Origin of the sequence: Herbaspirillum sp. 3R11 (genome assembly GCF_004563925.1) — a bacterium.
In the GTDB taxonomy this organism is placed as follows: Bacteria; Pseudomonadota; Gammaproteobacteria; order Burkholderiales; family Burkholderiaceae_D; genus Herbaspirillum.
The window spans coordinates 150,144-167,416 of sequence record NZ_SPNJ01000004.1 but is presented as its reverse complement, the minus strand read 5'-3'; the positions used below and the strand labels follow the sequence as shown (position 1 = coordinate 167,416).

Below are 17,273 nucleotides of genomic sequence, written 5' to 3'. Positions count from 1 at the left end.
TGCGAACTTTCAATGCAAAGTGCTAGCATGCAGAAATTGCTCGTTCCGTACTTAACCACTCCGGCGCGCAGATATCGGCCAGACGGCATGCATGATCAAAATCGGCAATTGTATCGACAGTCATACGCAGCTCTGGAGCCTTCTTCGAGGCAGGAACGTCTAAAACACCAATACGAAAACGTTCAGGATTTTCTTGAATGAATTCATTGACGTGCTCGCGGTGATGTGGCGCCACACCTTCGACAGCGCTGGTTTGGAGTGCATCAACTGTCATTATTTCTGCACCGACTCCAAGCGGCATCATGCCAAAAGAATGAGTGTAATCATTGTGTTGTGCCAGATGCTGTTCAATAAGGCGATCGAGCTCGTTGATATCTGTGAAAGGATTGTCAGCTGTCAGTCGGACGACCTGGCTGAAGCCAAATTGCTGGGCGCATTGAAAATATCGATCCAACACATCCAACTCCGATCCTCGGAAACAAATGCTGCAGGTTTGCTCGCACCATTTAGCAATTGCGTCATCCTGAGTTTGGGTTGACGTCGCGATAACGATAGTGGCCTGATGCTTCAAGCCATTGAGTCGGCCTGTGACATGCGCAAGCAACGGTTTTCCGGCTATGAGCCGCAATACCTTGCCAGGAAGGCGGGATGATCCCATTCGCGCTTGGATGATAATGCCCAGTTTCACGTAAGACGATCCCAGTTGAGCACGCTTCCGGCAGGCATGTCTTGAAGAACGCTGCGTCCTATGATCTGCGGGAAGTATTTAGGCGCAATACCATACCCTGGACGCTTGATCGCAATATCAACTTCAGAAATACGCTCGCCTGCACGTATGTCGCGAGCCGCGACAATACTCTTTCGGTTGTTTTTGCGGGTTTTTTGCTCACTATTTGCAGGGCGCTTGATTCCGCTTCCTCGCATGATCTCATAGGATCGAATAGCATCTACCAGCCATTTCATTTCGGAAGGGTCTGCGGAAAGCATATGATCAGGACCATCTGCTTGTTTGTCATATGTGAAATGTCGCTCAATGACGCGAGCACCCATCGCGACTGCACAAAGGCATGCGACGGGGGAGAGTGTGTGATCTGAGTAGCCGATATCTAGTTGCGGGAATGTGTTCGCCAAGGTTTGCATGGCGCGCAGATTGACGTTCTCCGGATGCGTTGGATAGCTGGTAATGGCATGTAAAAGAATGATTTTTTCATTGCCTTCCGCAAGCATTGTATTGACCGACTCTACAACTTCGTCAAGTGTGCACATGCCGGTAGACAGGATGACTGGTTTACCTTTGCTGGCAACATAGCGCAGAAATGGCAAATTGACTGCGTCATCGGAACCGATCTTGTGAGCGCCGACATCGCAGCGTTCCAGCATGTCAACATCATTCTGATGCGATGGGGACGAGAACCAATCCAATCCTTTGCTATCCGCATATTCAAATACTGCGCGATGCAGGGCCTCATTGATTTCATACTTCTTGAACAGTTCATACTGAGACACGACACCGGTGTTTTCCATGTCGAAAATTGCTTCAGGACTCGATAGTGTTTCAGCTTGGTAAGTCTGCAATTTCACCGCATCCACGCCACAGGCGGCTGCTTCGTCGATCAGCCGTTTGGCTTGTTCGAAAGTCGTAAAGTTTCCGCCAATTTCAGCGATGATGTAGCAGCGATCTTTTGTATAACGTCTAAACATGGTGTTCCTGTGTTCCAGTCATATCATTCGAGAGTTTGTCAACTGTGGTGCAGAATGCATCCTGAAGCGGCGTTCTATAAAAATGAACAGAACCCCAAAGAGCGGCAGGGATAACAGCAGGCACAAAAATGTCATAACAACCAGCTCAGGGATGGTCGAGGTCCATCGAGTTAGATGCAATTTCTCTATCAAAATATAGCTAATCGGCTTGTGCGCCAGATAGAGGGAGTAGCTCATCATCCCCAGCGTTTCTAAAATGCTTAACAAATTCATTCCTCGCCAAAGTCCAGAAAATTTTGTCGGAACGGATGCTTGGTATTGATCGTCACATCTCGCAACAACAATGCACCAAACCGGCAGCATGAGCAGTGGGGATAGCGCAAGAGTTGCATTCAAGTAGAAGAACGCTTCGTATTGGACGAACAGCAATGAGGCAACGGTAAAGATGATCACAATAGACCACGGCAATCGTTTGATATAAATACCAGGCGACCGTAGCGACAATATTCCACCTGCTATAAAAAATCCCAAGTTATAGAGATGATTTCCATATACCAATGGAAATATATCCCAGCTCTTAAAAAGAAAAATAGTGCAAGCCAGAGCACCAATTCCAAATGCCCATGCAACTAATATCCACCTCATTTTTTTTGCGGACAATCCTATCCACACGAAAAGCAAAGGCAGCAGAAGTGAATAATGAATTTCAATGATAGCGCTCCACACGGGGCTATTCATCGAGCTAATTGCATTTGTGCTTTGGAAGTACGGAAGCCACGGAAACGCCAAGGCCACACCTATTTCCCGTTTCCAATCGAAGGCGGGTAAGTGCGGACTCCATATCCCGGTAATATAAAGTGCAAACCAGAGTGCGCTCACACACCAAAGTAGCGGTAATAGCCGATGTAGCCGAGCAATGATGAAGTGCTTAATTCCTGCGCTATCGAGGCTGAAGCGTCCTATTACAAAGCCTTTTGTCAGCAAGAACCCAGACAGTACAAGAAATAACCATACCCAAGGGAAACCCATCGGGACGAGAAATGGTGCGAAACCAGAGGATGTGGTTTCACTATTCAGGCCCTCACTTAAAAGACCGCTAACGTGATTCGCAAATACCATTAAACACGCGATACCTCGTGCAACTTGAAAATGATCGTAACGCTTCCTCTCGATCACTGAAGTTGTTTCCGCAGGAATGGACACGTTGTTAGCCAATGTTACTTACCCACCACCTGAATCCGGAACACGTAGTTTTTTACAGTAAATGTGCGCCCTCCGACTTCCGCTGCTTCATCTTCAGTTTTCCGTGGCAAGTAACATTTTTTACAGACAGAACTCTCCATAAAGCCTCTGTCCCGCTTGTGCAGGGCCCGTACTGCACTCATCTTTTCGCCATGCCAGATCTGATGAATCGTTTCAGATTTGATGTCTCCAATGATCTCGCGATTTTCTTCATCGTTTGAGCATTTCATGACCAAGCCATCCGCACCAATAACGAGGCGCTGATACTGTTGTGGGCATGTGAAATTTTCCAGATACTCGATGTGTGTATCGTTACCGAGATAGTCAATCAGTGGATTGAAGGCAACCAGGTCCACATGTGGCGCGAAGGTATCGTAGTATTCTTCCGCATGATCTCTGATTGCGGGCCAAATTCCCTGTACTTTGATCACTGGGCGATGCAAACCACGCTCTTTCTTGAACTGCTGCATGGCCTTAATCTTATCCAGAATGTCGTTGAATTTGATTGGCTTGCGAATCTTCTCGTAGGTTTCACCAACTCCATCAGCAGAAATCGTAATCCAGTCGATTCCAGCATCGACAATCTGCTCGAAGTAAGGAAGCGTCAGTTTTCCACCGTGAGTCAGAGTCGACACTTCTTTGATACCACTGTCTTTTGCATACTTGATGCACTCAACAAATTTTTTGTGCAGTGTCGCTTCGCCACGGAGGCTCAAGCGAATTGCAGGAACTTTTCCGCCGATCTCATCAATAATTTTTCGATAGAGGTCCCAGTCCATCCGCGTGGTGTCGACATGTTCCTTGAATTTGTCGGTGATTGTGTAGCACATCGGGCAGTGCAAATTGCAGATGGAAGACAATTCAATATCGACGAGAAGCGGATAATCAGATACGACCTGCTGCTTTGCCAGATCGCTCCATTTCTTGCGATAGTCGGCATATTCGGCTTCCCAGCCTTCACCACGATATGTTTCAAACAACTGTTCTCGCTCAGCCGTGTCCATGGAATAGTTGCCCTTGTTGATGGGCACATAACGATCACTCACATTCAGCTCCTAATAAAATTCTTTCTATTCCACTACGAAAGTCCACTATGGACTGCCAGCCTAGCAACTGTTGACCCATTGTTACATCGGCTCGTACATCGGGGATTTCTTGTCGTCGCTCTACCGCGGCAGAACGCACAGGCAGATTTGTCCCGCCGACCGCCTGCACGATATCGATCACTTCTTGCACCGAATACGAAATTCCGGAACCGACGTTGACGCAGCGAAATCCATTTGGTGTTTTCATTGCCTTCACAAACGCCTCAGCAACATCCTCGACGAAGACATAATCTCGTCGTGGAGACAGATCCAAAACATTGATCTCTTTCTTGTTAAGAACTTGATCGACGATGCTTGGGATTAAAAATTCTGCGCGTTGCTTCGGGCCGAAGACGTTAAAGATACGCAAAATCGTAGTTGGAACACCTTGGATCTTACTTGCGAACTCGCAAAGCTGTTCTGCCAGGCGTTTTGACAACGCGTAAGGATTATTCGGTGCAGTACGATCCGACTCTCGTATCGGCAATTTTTCAGGTATGCCGTAGACGTATGCACTGGCAAACACCAAAGATGCGTCGTTGTTGCGGCAATAAGCCAGGGCTTGTTCCGTGCCGACTACGTTGATGCGCATAAAATCGGCGGACTCTTGCCAGCTTTGCGGCACATAGCTGCGACCAGCCAAATGCATGACAGTTCCTGCCTTCGGTAGTGCATTCCAAGTAGCTGCCTCACTTACGCAGCCGTGTCGATGCGCCACACGCAGTACCGAAAGACCGTCTTGTTCGAGGCGATCACAGAGTGCTTGCCCGATGAAGCCGGACGCGCCGGTGACAATGACATCAATCATCGAGGAAACGGGCTCTCGTATTTTCAAATTCATCTATGGCTTTAGCGTAGTCATCCGGACGCCCGATATCAAGCCAATATCCGCTAAAGGCGCGAACGTTTACTTCACGGTTCAATTCGAGCAGCTTCAGCATTAGCCCATCGAAACCGAAAGGAGCATTGACCGGGATGAGCTGTAATGCCTCCGCGCTGAGCATATATACTCCCATACTGACTTCATAATCAACAGAGGGCTTTTCTCTGAAACCGGTAAGAACACCCGCGCTACTTGTGTCCAATACGCCATAATCAATAAGATGCTGGCGGCGCATCGAAGAAATGGTAAAGACATGCTTCGATTGCACGTGCGAATCGTAGAAGTTGGAAAAATTCAGATCTGTCAGGATGTCTCCGTTCATGACCAGGAAGTTCTCGGGCAAATCCTTAATCAGGCGCAGTGGCCCCATTGTTCCTAGCGGACTGGTTTCCAGCGAGTAGTCAATGCGAATTCCCCAGCGCTCCCCATCTTGGAAAAAAGCTTTGATGATTTCTGCCTGATGATTTACTGCCAGCGTGATGTGAGTGAATCCGGACTTCACCAACTGCCGAATGATGACTTCCAGAATCGGAAATTCGCCAATTGGCATTAGCGGCTTTGGGAGTACGACTGTGTAAGGACGCAGGCGCGTTCCTTTTCCGCCGGCGAGAATGACTGCACGTTTAGACATTGAAGATATCCGCTTTATAACGTTTCAGGTTTTCTGGGATGGACAACCAGTCGATTGTTTCTTGCAATCCTTGCTCAAGTGCAACGGAAGGTGAAAAATTAGTCAGCGTTTGAATTTTGCGGTTATCGCAGCAGAGGCGTTCGACTTCGCTATTTGCCGGGCGCAGTCTCTGTTCATCGCATTCAATTTCAATTTCTGCTCCGATCAGTCGGGCAATCATATTTACCGTATCGCCGATCGAAATTTCTGTTCCAGATCCAATATTGATTGTTTCGCCGGAAGTGTTGGCACAGTTGGCCAACGCAATGAAGCCGGCGCAGGTATCTCGCACGAAATTGAAGTCGCGTGTCGGTGAAAGGCTACCGAGTTTAAGGTTGCGTTGTCCCGTAAGCAATTGCGTAATGACAGTCGGAATCACTGCACGAGCCGATTGCCGTGGGCCATAAGTATTAAATGGCCGCGCGATTGTTACTGGTAAATTGAAGCTTGAGAAATAGCTGTAGGCGACTGCATCAGCACCAATTTTTGTCGCTGAATAGGGAGATTGCGCTTGCAGTGGATGAGCTTCATCTATCGGGACATATCTTGCCGTCCCGTAGACTTCACTGGTCGAAGTTTGAATTACTTTGTCAACACCAGCTTCAAGCGCGGCTTGCATCATGTTCAACGTCCCTTGCACATTGGTGTCGACATAACTGGAGCTTGCTTGATACGAATAAGGAATGGCGATAAGTGCCGCAAGGTGAAAGACCGTATCAACGCCTTTGCAGATTGTTCGCATCTGAGTTGGATCTCGCACATCGCCAAGCACGATTTCCATTTGACTGGCGAGCGGCGATTGATCCAGCCATCCCCAACTGCCAAACGAATTGTATTGGCAAAGAGCTCGGACCTTAACTCCCGCAGTAACCAATGTCTCCGCGAGATGTGAGCCAATGAAGCCATCGGCTCCTGTGATAAGTACAGCTTTCATAAAATGTATTTCCAAATGCTATTGACGTTCAATTTGCCAAGGTAATTGCAGTGCAGATATCGAGGGCTTTCGGGACTGTCCTAGCATTTGGATAATGCCGACACTGTCCGATACTTCGAAGCGGAACCCTTCGACGACGGAGTAAATCGAAAATCTTGAGGAGATGCCTACTCGGATATAAAACGCGCCAGTGTTTAGTGCGCACACAGGAAATTTCACGACGGATCGGTATCTTCCTGGCATTCTTGCGTCGAGTCTGGAGGGGTCAAGTTCCGGATCGGAGAGACTGTAGATACTGGTGTATCCATCTTCTCCCATGATTTGCAAGCCCACACTAAGGCCAGATAGTGATTCGCGCAGTTCATAGCAAACGGCAATGGAAAATTCTTTCGTCAATTCAACTGTGCCGGTTTCCAAGCCGTCTTGGTCCAGAATCGCGACATGGAATATCACCGCTTTGCCGTCCAGCTGTTCGGGGGGGACTGAATAGACACCGTTGTTGCCTGTCTGTCCGGATGACAAGTAGCTTTGAATGATGTCGCTGGAGTCACCAATGCCTTCGACACGACCATCATTCATGAAAATAGAAGTAGGGCAGATACTGCTGATAGCGGTCATGTTATGACTGACAAAGAGAATGGTGCGGCCATCTTTGCTGACCTCACTCATTCGCCCCAAACATTTTTTTTGAAAGTTGGCATCACCGACAGCCAGAACCTCGTCAATCAATAGAATCTCTGGTTCAAGATGTGCCGCGACAGAAAATGCAAGTCTGACGTACATGCCTGATGAGTAGCGTTTTACGGGGGTATCAATGAAGCCGCCAATCTCGGAGAACTCGACAATTTCTTCGAATTTTGAAGCGACTTCTCTTCTGCTCATTCCAAGAATCGCACCATTCAGGTATACATTTTCACGGCCGCTTAATTCAGGATGAAAACCGGTACCCACTTCCAACAGACTGGCGATGCGTCCGCGTATGCGGATATTTCCTGACGTCGGAGACGTGATACGGGAAATGATCTTTAGCAGCGTGGATTTTCCTGCTCCATTTTTTCCGACCAGCCCGACGACGTCTCCTTGACGGATGTTGAACGAAACATCGTCCAGCGCATGGAACAGATCTCCATTAATCCGTGTACGTTCACGTTTGTCGCGTGCGAAATCTTTTATTTCTGCATTCGGATCTTCTTTGCCTCTACGTTTAGCCCACCAGCTTTGCAAGTCGCGATACAGGGTGCCGTGATTGATGACGCCTAGGCGATATTCTTTACTAACGTGCTGCGCACTGATGACAATGTCGTTGGTCATGACTCTTCGTTACACCGTATCCATAGCGTTTGACTCTGCCTTTGAAAACAGAACTAATCCTGCAACCAGGAGTGCTGCTGTTATCGCCAGGTTCGAAATCCATATTTCTGTTTTGACAGCAGGCGCTCCATATAACGTCGCGCGCAATGTTTCAATGGGCGACGTCATGGGATTGAGGTAATAAAACCATTGGTACCTCTCAGGAATTTGTCCAAACGGATAGACAACCGGCGTTGCATACATCCACAGCTGCGTTGCAAAACCGACCGCGAATACAAGATCTCTGAAACGTACCGTCATTGCAGAGACAATTAGTCCGGTTCCCATACCGAGAACCGCAATGTAGAGCACTAGCAATGGGACATATAGCAACCCGAGAAGATTGAGAGGGGCTGTTCCCTGGATGGCAAATATTGTACTGACCAGAATCAGCAATAAGAACTGAATGGCCAATGCGACCAGACCGCTCATGGCGACCGAAATCGGCACTACAAGGCGAGGGAAATACACCTTGCTAAATAGTGAGGAGTTTTTTGAGAAAACTTCTGAGTTATTGGTCAGGCATGCCGAAAAATAAGACCATAAAACGATGCCAGATATATAAAAAAGAAATGGTGGAAGGCCATTCGTCGATAAATTCGCTATCTTTCCGAAGACGATGTAATAAGTTGTCGCAGTGACAATCGGCTGGATCAAATACCACAGAGGACCAAGTACGGTTTGTTTGTAAAACGTGATGAAGTCACGTTTGAAAAACATCCATATCAAATCGCGATAACGCCAAACCGACGCCAAGTCGATGTGAGCGATTTTTCCGCGAGGTTCAATAATGACATCCCACTGTTCTTCGGTCTGGCCATCGGAATGAAATGAGGGAATTTCCTTGTGATCGGTCATTTTATATTTTCAAAGTCACTGATCACGTCGCATACCCGTCGAATGTCGTCCGCCATATGGCCGTTCGAGATCGGCAAGCTCAATTCCGTTGCATGCTGCTCTTCCGCAATCGGATAAACACCTGCCAGGATGCCCTTCATGGCTTCCTGATGATGTGGCGGGATTGGGTAGTGCACTTCGGTTTTGACGCCGTTATCCAGCAAATACTGACGCAGGGCATCGCGTGATGGATGCCGGATCCCGTAGATGTGGAAGACATCGAATTCATCATCACGCCGCAGCGGCTTTTGCACCCATGCCGGCAAGTGCTCATCGTAGATTGCAGCGAGCATGCGCTTGTGTTCGGTCATGGCGTCAAGGTGTTTCAATTTGACGCGCAAGAAGGCTGCCTGCAATTCATCCAGTCGCGAATTGATGCCGACGTAGCGATTGACGTATTTTTGTTTCGAGCCGTAGTTGCGCAGGTGTCGCAACTTGTCCGCCAGTTCGTCGTCATCCGTGGTGATGGCGCCGGCATCGCCGAGCGCACCTAGATTTTTTGTAGGGTAAAAACTGAAGCAGCCCGCGTTGCCGAAAGTGCCGCTCATTCGTCCCTGCAGTTTGGCGCCGTGCGACTGCGCGCAATCTTCAATGATTTTCAGACCATGCTCGTTGGCGAATGCGGCAATCGCATCCATGCGGCAGACTTTTCCGAACAGATGGGTGACACAAATTGCGCGGGTCTTGTTGGTCATGGCGCAGGGCAAGAGCGCCGGATCCATATTGAAAGTTGCCAGTTCGGGTTCGACCAGAACCGGCTGATGGCCTGCGCGCAGAATGGCGAGAATCGTGGCGATATAAGTATTTGAAGCGACCAGAATGTCGCTACCTTTGGGCAGATCCAGAGCTTCGATCGACAGGATCAATGCATCCAACCCATTGGCGACACCGATGCAATGCTTCGCACCAATGAATTCGGCGAATTCAGCCTCGAAGCTGCTGACTTCCTTGCCCATGACGTACCAGCCGGATCGGATCACCCGTGTTGCCGCCGCTTCCATGTCTTCCATAAAAGCGGCGTTGGAGAGACCAAGACTTTCATACTCAATCATCTGCATATTATTCATAAGGCGTATCGATATATTCGCTGCGATCGTAGGTATGTGAAGACATGACCAATAGCACGGAGCCGGGGCCGAACGTCATCGTGTGCCAATCCTTGGGTTCTACCAGGAGGCATTGGCTGGGGTGATTCAGTTCAACGGTGTCGGCTCGGATGCCGTCGTTCATGAAGATGGTGACAGTGCCGCTGATAGCAACAAGGGCCTGGCGCGTATGCGTGTGGCGATGACCGCCACGCGTTTGCCCGTCCGCACCATAAATCCAGTATGTTCGGACCGCCTTGAACGGCAAGGCGTCTTCCAATACTGTCAGAGAGCCGCGGGGATCGGTGAACGTCGGTAGATTCAGAATGGTAAAACGTGCCATAAGCTTACTCTTTGTAGTCCATGGTTTTGTAGCCATGCTTCTTGACTAGTTCGTCGCGTTCAGCAGCCTTCAGGTCTTCACGCACCATTTCAGAGACCAGATCGTTGAATGACGTAAGCGGTGTCCAGCCAAGCTTTTCCTTGGCTTTGGTCGGATCGCCCAGCAGCGTTTCGACTTCGGTCGGACGGAAGTAGCGAGGATCCACTGCGACACGGCAGACACCATTGGCGTCGTAACCCTTTTCGTCCACGCCTTGGCCTTCCCAGCGGAACTGGATGCCCAATTCCTGGGCGGCGATATTCACGAAATCGCGCACGCTGTATTGCACGCCGGTGGCGATGACGAAATCTTCCGGTTTTTCCTGCTGCAGCATCAGCCATTGCATTTCAACGTAGTCTTTGGCGTGGCCCCAATCGCGTTTCGCATCAAGGTTGCCGAGGTACAGGCATTCTTGCAGACCAAGTTTGATTCGCGCCAATGCACGGGTGATTTTGCGAGTGACGAAGGTTTCCCCGCGGAGCGGCGATTCGTGATTGAACAGGATGCCGTTGCAAGCGTAGATGCCGTAGGCTTCGCGATAGTTGACGACAATCCAGTAGCCATACATTTTGGCGACAGCGTAGGGGCTGCGAGGGTAGAACGGTGTTGTTTCCTTTTGCGGAATTTCTTGCACCAGACCGTATAGTTCCGAGGTGCTGGCCTGGTAGAAACGGGTCTTCTTTTCCAGACCAAGGATGCGAATTGCTTCCAGCAGGCGCAGTACGCCGAGGCCATCCGAATTTGCCGTGTATTCGGGTTCTTCAAAGCTGACGGCTACGTGGCTTTGCGCCGCCAGATTGTAGACTTCATCAGGCTGAGTTTGTTGCATGATGCGGACCAGGGACGACGAATCGGTCATGTCGCCATGATGCAGGAAAAAGCGCACGCCTTTTTCGTGACGGTCCTGATAGAGATGGTCGATGCGATCGGTGTTGAACAAGCTGGTGCGGCGCTTGATGCCGTGAACGATATAGCCCTTGTCGAGCAGCAGTTCTGCAAGATAGGCGCCATCCTGACCGGTGATGCCCGTAATGAGCGCGACTTTTGGTTTTGCTGTCATGATTTGTTTATTTCCTTTATCTACGGGCTGACTCTATTTTTAAAAAATCCTGATATGCCGAGGCGAGTCCGTCGGCCAGTGCTACATTGGCTTTCCAGCCCAACGCATTGAGCCGCGAGCTGTCCATCAGCTTGCGCGGCGTGCCGTCTGGTTTGCTGGAGTCGAACTCGATTTTCCCTTGATAGCCGATCGTCTTGCCGACGAGTTCCGCGAGTTCGCGGATGGTGACATCGTCACCGTAGCCGACGTTGATGTGGCTCAGCATCGGAGTGGTATGTTGGTCGTAAATCGCCTTGTCGAGATTCATGACATGGACACTGGCCAGCGCCATGTCGTCGACATACAGGAATTCACGTTTTGGCGTGCCGGTGCCCCAGATCGCCACGCTTGGAGCGAGGTTGACTTTTGCTTCATGAAAACGGCGGATCAGCGCCGGGATCACATGGGAATTTTCCGGGTGGTAATTGTCGCCGGGACCGTACAGATTGGTCGGCATGACGCTGCGATAGTCGATGCCGTGGCTTGCGCCGTATTGGCGGTTATAGCTTTCGCACAATTTGATGCCTGCAATCTTCGCGACGGCGTAGGGTTCGTTGGTCGATTCCAGCGTACCAGTAAGAAGGGCGTCTTCTCGCATCGGCTGCGGCACCAGCTTGGGATAGATGCAGCTCGAACCCAGAAACAGCAGTTTCTTAACGTTGTTACGAAACGCCGTCTCGATGAGGTTGGCTTCCATCATCAGATTCTGATAAATGAATTCCGCAGGATACGTATTGTTTGCATGGATGCCGCCAACCTTGGCGGCGGCAAGATAAACCTGATCGGGCTTCTCGGACTCAAAGAATGCACGTACTGCAGCTTGTTCGGTCAGGTCCAGTTGCTCATGCGTGCGTGTCACGATATTGCTGTGACCTTGCTGTTGCAGAGTGCGAATGATGGCGGAACCGACCATTCCTCGGTGTCCTGCAACATAAATTTTTGGGGATGAGGGCATAAATCTCCGCGGCGATATTGTGTAGATGCTTGCTTATTCAGGTGCTTAGCTGGCTTGCCTGGAGTCGTCAGGTAGTTCGGCTTCAAGTTGCTCTTTGAGCTGTTCTATTTCTTGTCGCAGCGTTTCATATTCTTCGAGTTTGCGTTTTAGAAAGCGAGTTGTCAGTTTCGATTTTTCTGCGATACCGGAAGGCGTTAATAAATAGACATAACCCAGCTTGTTGCAGTTTTGGCTGAAATTTTGCGCTTTGACCCACCCTTTTTCCATCAATGCCTGAAAGCAAAAATTAACACTACCAAGGCTGATGTTAAGTTCCTTCGCCATGCTGCGCTGGCTCAAGCCAGGATTTTCCTGCAAGCGCTGCAATACCTGGAACTGAACATCTTCTTGAAATTCGGCGCGGCGGTTCGTCATACCTGAGCAAATGAAAAATGAGACGTTTGGGCACGCTACCGCCATACCGTGTCACGATCGGCATGCGCATGTTGGATGGTTAAAAAATCGAACTAGTTATTATACGGGAATATAGAGGCTGTTCATGAGATGAACGGATTGCTGCCTGAGGGATGCACGGAAGGGCGGATGACGTTTCTTTACAAAACCATAGGTCTTGATGTAAAGAGCCGTGCGTATTTTTGACGGATCAGCTCGTTTTGGATAGATTCCCAGGGGCAACCTGCATTTGCACCGGCCGGCTCAACACTTCAATGAGCACCATGGCGCGATTTTCGCCATCGCTCATCTGATAGATGCCTTCGACGCCGGTGAAGGCGCCGCTGGTCAAGCGCACTCGTTCCCCTGGCAAGAACAGAGGTTGAGGTTGCTGCTTGGCAGCTTCCAATGACTTCAATACATCAATTAAAGCATCACTGACGATGGCCGGCTTTGTACCGAAAGTGACCAACCTGCTTACTCCTTTGGTCGATCTGATCGGACTCCAGCTTTTTGCAGTACCGCCGTGATCTAGCCGAATGAACAAATAACGAGGGAAAAGAGGTTCTGCGGAAATCGTAAGTTTTCCTCGAAGAAATTTTTCTGTCGGTAACAACGGGAGATAGCAGGTGTAGCCCTGCCGTTCAAGGTTCTCCCGCGCGAGCTTTTCCTGCCTTGGCTTCGTGTGAATCAGATACCAACGCATGTTGACTGTCCCCTTGTTCGACGCTTTAAGGGCTGTATTTTACCGATTCAGTTGTGTACTAACAACGAAAGGACGGCCTTTCTTGTCTTGAGGGAGTGACCGGCGGTAACGGCTGCGGGAGCAAGCTAACGGTTTTCAAGATTGTCTGGTCCCCAAATATCGCTGCGGTCCAAATGATTTTTGATTTATTCGAGGAAGAGAATCGAATCGTGGGGGGAAGGGGGGAGATATAATCGCACCTTTCCTGGCGAGACTATCGTGGGGGCAAGGCGTCTACATACCCAGTACCCCAATGAATTTCATTTATGTCATCTTTTCTTATTAGCTTCGTCATCTGCGCCATTCTTACCTTGTTGGTGATCCGCCATGCCCATTTTCACGGTGCCGGGCTGGATGTAGACCTGGACGGTGTTCAAAAAGTGCACACGCATGCCGTTCCTCGCATCGGCGGACTCTGCATTTTCGCCACGGTCATCGCAAGCAGCGCCATTTCCGTCTGGAAATCACATCAACTGGGCGTTGAAATCGGTCTTCTGCTGATATGCTCTTCGGTCGCCTTTGCCGGCGGCATCGTTGAAGATTTCACGCGCAAAGTCAGTCCGACGCGTCGCTTGGGTTTGACCCTGATCGCGGCCGTGCTGGGGTATTTTCTGCTTGATGCCAAGATTCAACATTTGCATTGGGGCTACGGCGAATGGATTATTCAGTCGATGTGGATCACGCTGCCGCTGACGGTATTTGCCGTTGCCGGTGTTGCGCACGCGGTAAACATCATTGATGGTTTCAACGGGCTGGCCAGCGTAGTCACCATTTGCATGCTCTTGTCGCTCGGATATGTAGCACTGCAGGTGAATGATGTTTTCGTCTTGGTCGTTGCCCTGATCGTCGCAGGTGCTACCGCCGGATTCTTTATCTGGAATTTCCCTGCCGGGATGATTTTCCTGGGCGATGGTGGGGCGTATTTCCTTGGCTTTATCCTTGGAGAACTGTCCATTCTGCTCGTCATGCGCAATCCCGAAGTTTCGTCGTGGTATGCCTTGCTCTTGTTGATTTACCCGGTTTTTGAGACACTTTTTTCCGCATATCGACGCATTTTCTTGCGTGGTAAATCCCCCGGCATGCCGGACGGCATTCATTTGCACAGTTTGATTTTTCGCCGGGTGGTACTTTGGGCGGTAGGTCGGGAGGATGCTCGCGCCTTGACGCGTCGCAACTCAATGACGTCTCCCTATCTTTGGATACTGTCCTTGCTGGCCGTCGTCCCCGCAACTCTATTCTGGAGGCATACGGGAGCGTTGATGGTGTGCGCTCTGGTTTTCATTGCAACGTATTTGTGGCTGTATGCGCGCATCGTCCGTTTCAAAGCGCCACGCTGGATGATTTTCAAAAAAAGAAACAAGTAGCGTTTTTTCTCCTTCTGCAAAGCTTCGACTCATGCCAACAGTATCTTCCTCCATCTTTAAAGCCTACGACATCCGCGGCATCGTTGGCCAGACCCTCAATGCCGATGTCGCCCGCCAGATCGGCCAAGCCTTTGGCAGCGCCGCGTTGGCCAAGGGCCAGACCGCAGTCGTGATCGGCCGCGACGGCCGGCTGTCCGGTCCTGAACTGACAGCCGCGCTGGCCGCCGGGCTGCAATCGGTCGGCATCGACGTCATCGACCTCGGCGTGGTGGCCACGCCAATGGTGTATTTCGGCACGCACGTGCTGGGCACGCAATCGGGCGTGATGGTCACCGGCAGCCACAATCCGCCCGACTACAACGGTTTCAAGATGGTGCTGGCAGGCGAAGCGATTCACGGCGAAACCATCCAGGCCTTGTACCAGGCCATCGTGAAGAACGCATTCACCAGCGGCGCCGGCACGTACCGCACCCATGACATCCGCAAGCAGTACATCGACCGCATCGTCGGCGACGCCAAACTGGCGCGTCCGATGAAGATCGCCATCGATTGCGGCAACGGTGTGGCCGGAGCATTCGCCGGCGAGCTATACCGTGCGCTAGGTTGTGAAGTCACCGAACTGTTCTGCGAAGTCGACGGCACCTTCCCCAATCATCATCCTGATCCGGCCCATCCGGAAAACCTGCAGGACCTGATCCGCTGCCTGCAGGAAACCGACAACGAGATCGGCCTGGCCTTCGACGGCGACGGTGACCGTCTCGGCGTGGTGACCAGGGACGGCCAGATCATTTATCCGGACCGGCAACTGATGCTGTTCGCTGCCGATGTGCTCACGCGCCATCCGGGCCGCGAAATCCTGTACGACGTCAAATGCACGCGCCACCTGGCGCCATGGATCAGCGCGCGTGGCGGTCAGCCTCTGATGTGGAAGACCGGCCATTCGCTGGTCAAGGCCAAGCTGCGCGAAACCGGCGCGCCGCTGGGCGGCGAGATGAGCGGGCACGTGTTCTTCAAGGATCGCTGGTACGGCTTCGACGACGGCCTGTATGCCGGTGCGCGCCTGTTGGAGCTGCTCAGCCGCGAAGCCGATCCGTCGGCCGTGCTGAACGCCTTGCCGCAATCGATCAGCACGCCCGAATTGCAGTTGAAGCTGCAGGAGGGCGAGAACTTCGCCCTGATCGGCAAATTGCAAAACGATGCAAAATTCCCCGGCGCCGAACAGATCATCACGATCGACGGCCTGCGCATCGAGTACGCCGACGGCTTCGGCCTGATGCGCTCATCCAACACCACTCCGGTCGTGGTGTTGCGCTTCGAGGCCGAAACCGGGGAAGCGCTGGCGCGCATCCAGGATGAGTTCCGGCGCGTGATCCTGGCGGCCCGGCCGGATGTAGCCTTGCCCTTTTGAAAGGGGTAAGATGCTGGCCCACAGACAAATAATAGTGGGTTAGCCTTGAACATCCTGATCGTCCGCGTTTCGTCCCTTGGCGACGTGGTGCACAACATGCCCATGGTCGCCGACATCCGGCGCCATTATCCGGATGCCAACATCGACTGGGTGGTGGAAGAGGCCTATACCAGCCTGGTGCGGCTCAATCCGCATGTCCGCAACATCATCCCGATCGCCCTGCGGCGTTGGCGCAAGAGCCTTGGTTCGGCCGCCACACGCGCCGAAATTGCCGGGTTCTACCGCCAGCTGCGCAACGAGGCGTACGACCTTGTCTTCGACACCCAGGGCTTGCTCAAGACCAGCGTCGTGATGCGCATGGCGCGTCTGGCGCCGGGCGGCAAGCGGGTCGGCTTGGCCAACGCCACTGAAGGCTCGGGTTACGAGCCGCTGTCGCGGATCTTCCATACCCAGAGCGTGCCGGTTGGGCTGCATACCCATGCGGTGCTGCGTGCGCGCACCGTAGCGGCCGTTGCGCTTGGTTACGCACCGGATGGGGCTGCAGATTTTGCCCTTGGTGCACCGACGCCGGACAATTCACCCGACTGGCTGCCCCAACAACCTTACGCGGTATTTTTCCACGGCACGGCACGGGCCGCCAAACAATGGGCGCCCGAGCATTGGGTCGCCGTGGCGCAGGCCCTGCAAGCGCGCAACCTGCCGGTCTTGCTGCCGTGGGGCAATCCGAAGGAAAAGCAGGCGGCCGAGAGACTGGCGGCGTTGATGCCGCAGGCGACAGTGCTCCCTGCGCTGCCGTTGATGGAGGCGGTGACGCTGGTTCGTCGTGCCGCGCTGGTGGTCGGACTCGATACCGGTCTGACACACATCGCCGCCGCATATTGTCGGCCCACCGTGGAGCTTTACTGCGACTCTCCGCGTTGGAAAACCGAAGGAAACTGGTCGCCTTTCGTCGCCAATCTTGGTGATGCCGGCAATCCTCCTGATGTAGCGCAAGTACTGCTGGCCATTGATGGCGTATTGTCGGCGCAGGCTGCCGCGTAG

At 51.6% G+C, this 17,273-nt stretch carries 18 protein-coding genes; 3 read left to right on the top strand and 15 right to left on the bottom strand.

The window, feature by feature from the left end; genetic code table 11:
- Positions 1-22 precede the first annotated feature (22 nt).
- The 15 genes from E4P32_RS17690 to rfaH form a co-directional block, all read right to left on the bottom strand.
- Positions 23-688, bottom strand: coding sequence for an acylneuraminate cytidylyltransferase (locus E4P32_RS17690; RefSeq protein ID WP_116436523.1), 666 nt, complete (start codon positions 686-688; stop codon positions 23-25).
- Positions 685-1,701: an N-acetylneuraminate synthase family protein gene (locus tag E4P32_RS17685; RefSeq protein ID WP_116436522.1), complete on the bottom strand. Its 1,017-nt coding sequence runs from the start codon at positions 1,699-1,701 to the stop codon at positions 685-687. Before E4P32_RS17685 ends, E4P32_RS17690 begins: the two co-directional genes overlap by 4 nt.
- Before the next feature lie 18 nt (positions 1,702-1,719).
- The gene (locus tag E4P32_RS17680) at positions 1,720-2,904 is read right to left on the bottom strand and encodes an acyltransferase (protein WP_135008760.1); all 1,185 of its coding nucleotides are present in this window, start codon (positions 2,902-2,904) and stop codon (positions 1,720-1,722) included.
- A 14-nt stretch (positions 2,905-2,918) separates the two neighbouring features.
- A complete protein-coding gene (locus tag E4P32_RS17675) occupies positions 2,919-3,989 on the bottom strand; it encodes a radical SAM protein (RefSeq protein WP_116436520.1) in 1,071 nt (356 codons plus the stop codon).
- Positions 3,982-4,869 (bottom strand): NAD(P)-dependent oxidoreductase, encoded by an 888-nt coding sequence (locus E4P32_RS17670; protein WP_199525699.1) that lies wholly within the window; start codon positions 4,867-4,869, stop codon positions 3,982-3,984. Before E4P32_RS17670 ends, E4P32_RS17675 begins: the two co-directional genes overlap by 8 nt.
- Positions 4,829-5,542, bottom strand: a complete 714-nt coding sequence (locus E4P32_RS17665; protein WP_116436518.1) for a sugar phosphate nucleotidyltransferase — start codon at positions 5,540-5,542, stop codon at positions 4,829-4,831. Before E4P32_RS17665 ends, E4P32_RS17670 begins: the two co-directional genes overlap by 41 nt.
- Positions 5,535-6,515: an NAD-dependent 4,6-dehydratase LegB gene (locus E4P32_RS17660; protein WP_116436517.1), complete on the bottom strand. Its 981-nt coding sequence runs from the start codon at positions 6,513-6,515 to the stop codon at positions 5,535-5,537. The genes E4P32_RS17665 and E4P32_RS17660 overlap by 8 nt, the downstream gene beginning before the upstream one ends.
- Positions 6,516-6,533: 18 nt before the next feature.
- Complete coding sequence (locus tag E4P32_RS17655) at positions 6,534-7,826, bottom strand: ABC transporter ATP-binding protein (RefSeq protein ID WP_116436516.1); 1,293 nt, start codon at positions 7,824-7,826, stop codon at positions 6,534-6,536.
- Positions 7,827-7,835: 9 nt separating this feature from the next.
- Positions 7,836-8,723: an ABC transporter permease gene (locus E4P32_RS17650; RefSeq protein WP_116436515.1), complete on the bottom strand. Its 888-nt coding sequence runs from the start codon at positions 8,721-8,723 to the stop codon at positions 7,836-7,838.
- Positions 8,720-9,829, bottom strand: coding sequence for a DegT/DnrJ/EryC1/StrS family aminotransferase (locus E4P32_RS17645; RefSeq protein ID WP_233526768.1), 1,110 nt, complete (start codon positions 9,827-9,829; stop codon positions 8,720-8,722). Before E4P32_RS17645 ends, E4P32_RS17650 begins: the two co-directional genes overlap by 4 nt.
- Positions 9,822-10,190: an FdtA/QdtA family cupin domain-containing protein gene (locus tag E4P32_RS17640; RefSeq protein ID WP_116436514.1), complete on the bottom strand. Its 369-nt coding sequence runs from the start codon at positions 10,188-10,190 to the stop codon at positions 9,822-9,824. Before E4P32_RS17640 ends, E4P32_RS17645 begins: the two co-directional genes overlap by 8 nt.
- Positions 10,191-10,194: 4 nt before the next feature.
- Positions 10,195-11,289, bottom strand: coding sequence for a GDP-mannose 4,6-dehydratase (gene gmd / locus E4P32_RS17635; protein WP_116436513.1), 1,095 nt, complete (start codon positions 11,287-11,289; stop codon positions 10,195-10,197).
- A 16-nt stretch (positions 11,290-11,305) separates the two neighbouring features.
- Entirely contained in the window at positions 11,306-12,283 is a 978-nt protein-coding gene (locus tag E4P32_RS17630; protein ID WP_116436512.1) for a GDP-L-fucose synthase, read from the bottom strand.
- Positions 12,284-12,328: 45 nt separating this feature from the next.
- Positions 12,329-12,697, bottom strand: a complete 369-nt coding sequence (locus E4P32_RS17625; RefSeq protein WP_116436511.1) for a MarR family EPS-associated transcriptional regulator — start codon at positions 12,695-12,697, stop codon at positions 12,329-12,331.
- A gap of 229 nt (positions 12,698-12,926) precedes the next feature.
- The gene (gene rfaH / locus E4P32_RS17620) at positions 12,927-13,421 is read right to left on the bottom strand and encodes a transcription/translation regulatory transformer protein RfaH (RefSeq protein WP_116436510.1); all 495 of its coding nucleotides are present in this window, start codon (positions 13,419-13,421) and stop codon (positions 12,927-12,929) included.
- Positions 13,422-13,726: 305 nt separating this feature from the next.
- Between rfaH and E4P32_RS17615 the strand changes: the two genes are divergently transcribed.
- Genes E4P32_RS17615 through waaC form a run of 3 tightly spaced genes read left to right on the top strand, consistent with a single transcriptional unit; the run spans position 13,727 to position 17,273 of the window.
- On the top strand, positions 13,727-14,824 hold the full coding sequence (locus tag E4P32_RS17615) for a glycosyltransferase (protein ID WP_116436509.1): 1,098 nt from the start codon (positions 13,727-13,729) through the stop codon (positions 14,822-14,824).
- A gap of 31 nt (positions 14,825-14,855) precedes the next feature.
- On the top strand, positions 14,856-16,232 hold the full coding sequence (locus tag E4P32_RS17610) for a phosphomannomutase/phosphoglucomutase (protein WP_116436508.1): 1,377 nt from the start codon (positions 14,856-14,858) through the stop codon (positions 16,230-16,232).
- A gap of 45 nt (positions 16,233-16,277) precedes the next feature.
- Positions 16,278-17,273 (top strand): lipopolysaccharide heptosyltransferase I, encoded by a 996-nt coding sequence (waaC, locus tag E4P32_RS17605; protein ID WP_116436507.1) that lies wholly within the window; start codon positions 16,278-16,280, stop codon positions 17,271-17,273.

Coding starts and splice junctions, on each gene's coding strand:
- E4P32_RS17685 (WP_116436522.1), bottom strand. CDS start 1,701: ATGTTTAGACGTTATACAAAAGATCGCTGCTACATCATCGCTGAAATT.
- E4P32_RS17670 (WP_199525699.1), bottom strand. CDS start 4,869: ATGAATTTGAAAATACGAGAGCCCGTTTCCTCGATGATTGATGTCATT.
- E4P32_RS17665 (WP_116436518.1), bottom strand. CDS start 5,542: ATGTCTAAACGTGCAGTCATTCTCGCCGGCGGAAAAGGAACGCGCCTG.
- E4P32_RS17660 (WP_116436517.1), bottom strand. CDS start 6,515: ATGAAAGCTGTACTTATCACAGGAGCCGATGGCTTCATTGGCTCACAT.
- E4P32_RS17655 (WP_116436516.1), bottom strand. CDS start 7,826: ATGACCAACGACATTGTCATCAGTGCGCAGCACGTTAGTAAAGAATAT.
- E4P32_RS17650 (WP_116436515.1), bottom strand. CDS start 8,723: ATGACCGATCACAAGGAAATTCCCTCATTTCATTCCGATGGCCAGACC.
- E4P32_RS17645 (WP_233526768.1), bottom strand. CDS start 9,829: ATGAATAATATGCAGATGATTGAGTATGAAAGTCTTGGTCTCTCCAAC.
- E4P32_RS17640 (WP_116436514.1), bottom strand. CDS start 10,190: ATGGCACGTTTTACCATTCTGAATCTACCGACGTTCACCGATCCCCGC.
- gmd (WP_116436513.1), bottom strand. CDS start 11,289: ATGACAGCAAAACCAAAAGTCGCGCTCATTACGGGCATCACCGGTCAG.
- E4P32_RS17630 (WP_116436512.1), bottom strand. CDS start 12,283: ATGCCCTCATCCCCAAAAATTTATGTTGCAGGACACCGAGGAATGGTC.
- E4P32_RS17625 (WP_116436511.1), bottom strand. CDS start 12,697: ATGACGAACCGCCGCGCCGAATTTCAAGAAGATGTTCAGTTCCAGGTA.
- rfaH (WP_116436510.1), bottom strand. CDS start 13,421: ATGCGTTGGTATCTGATTCACACGAAGCCAAGGCAGGAAAAGCTCGCG.
- E4P32_RS17615 (WP_116436509.1), top strand. CDS start 13,727: ATGTCATCTTTTCTTATTAGCTTCGTCATCTGCGCCATTCTTACCTTG.
- E4P32_RS17610 (WP_116436508.1), top strand. CDS start 14,856: ATGCCAACAGTATCTTCCTCCATCTTTAAAGCCTACGACATCCGCGGC.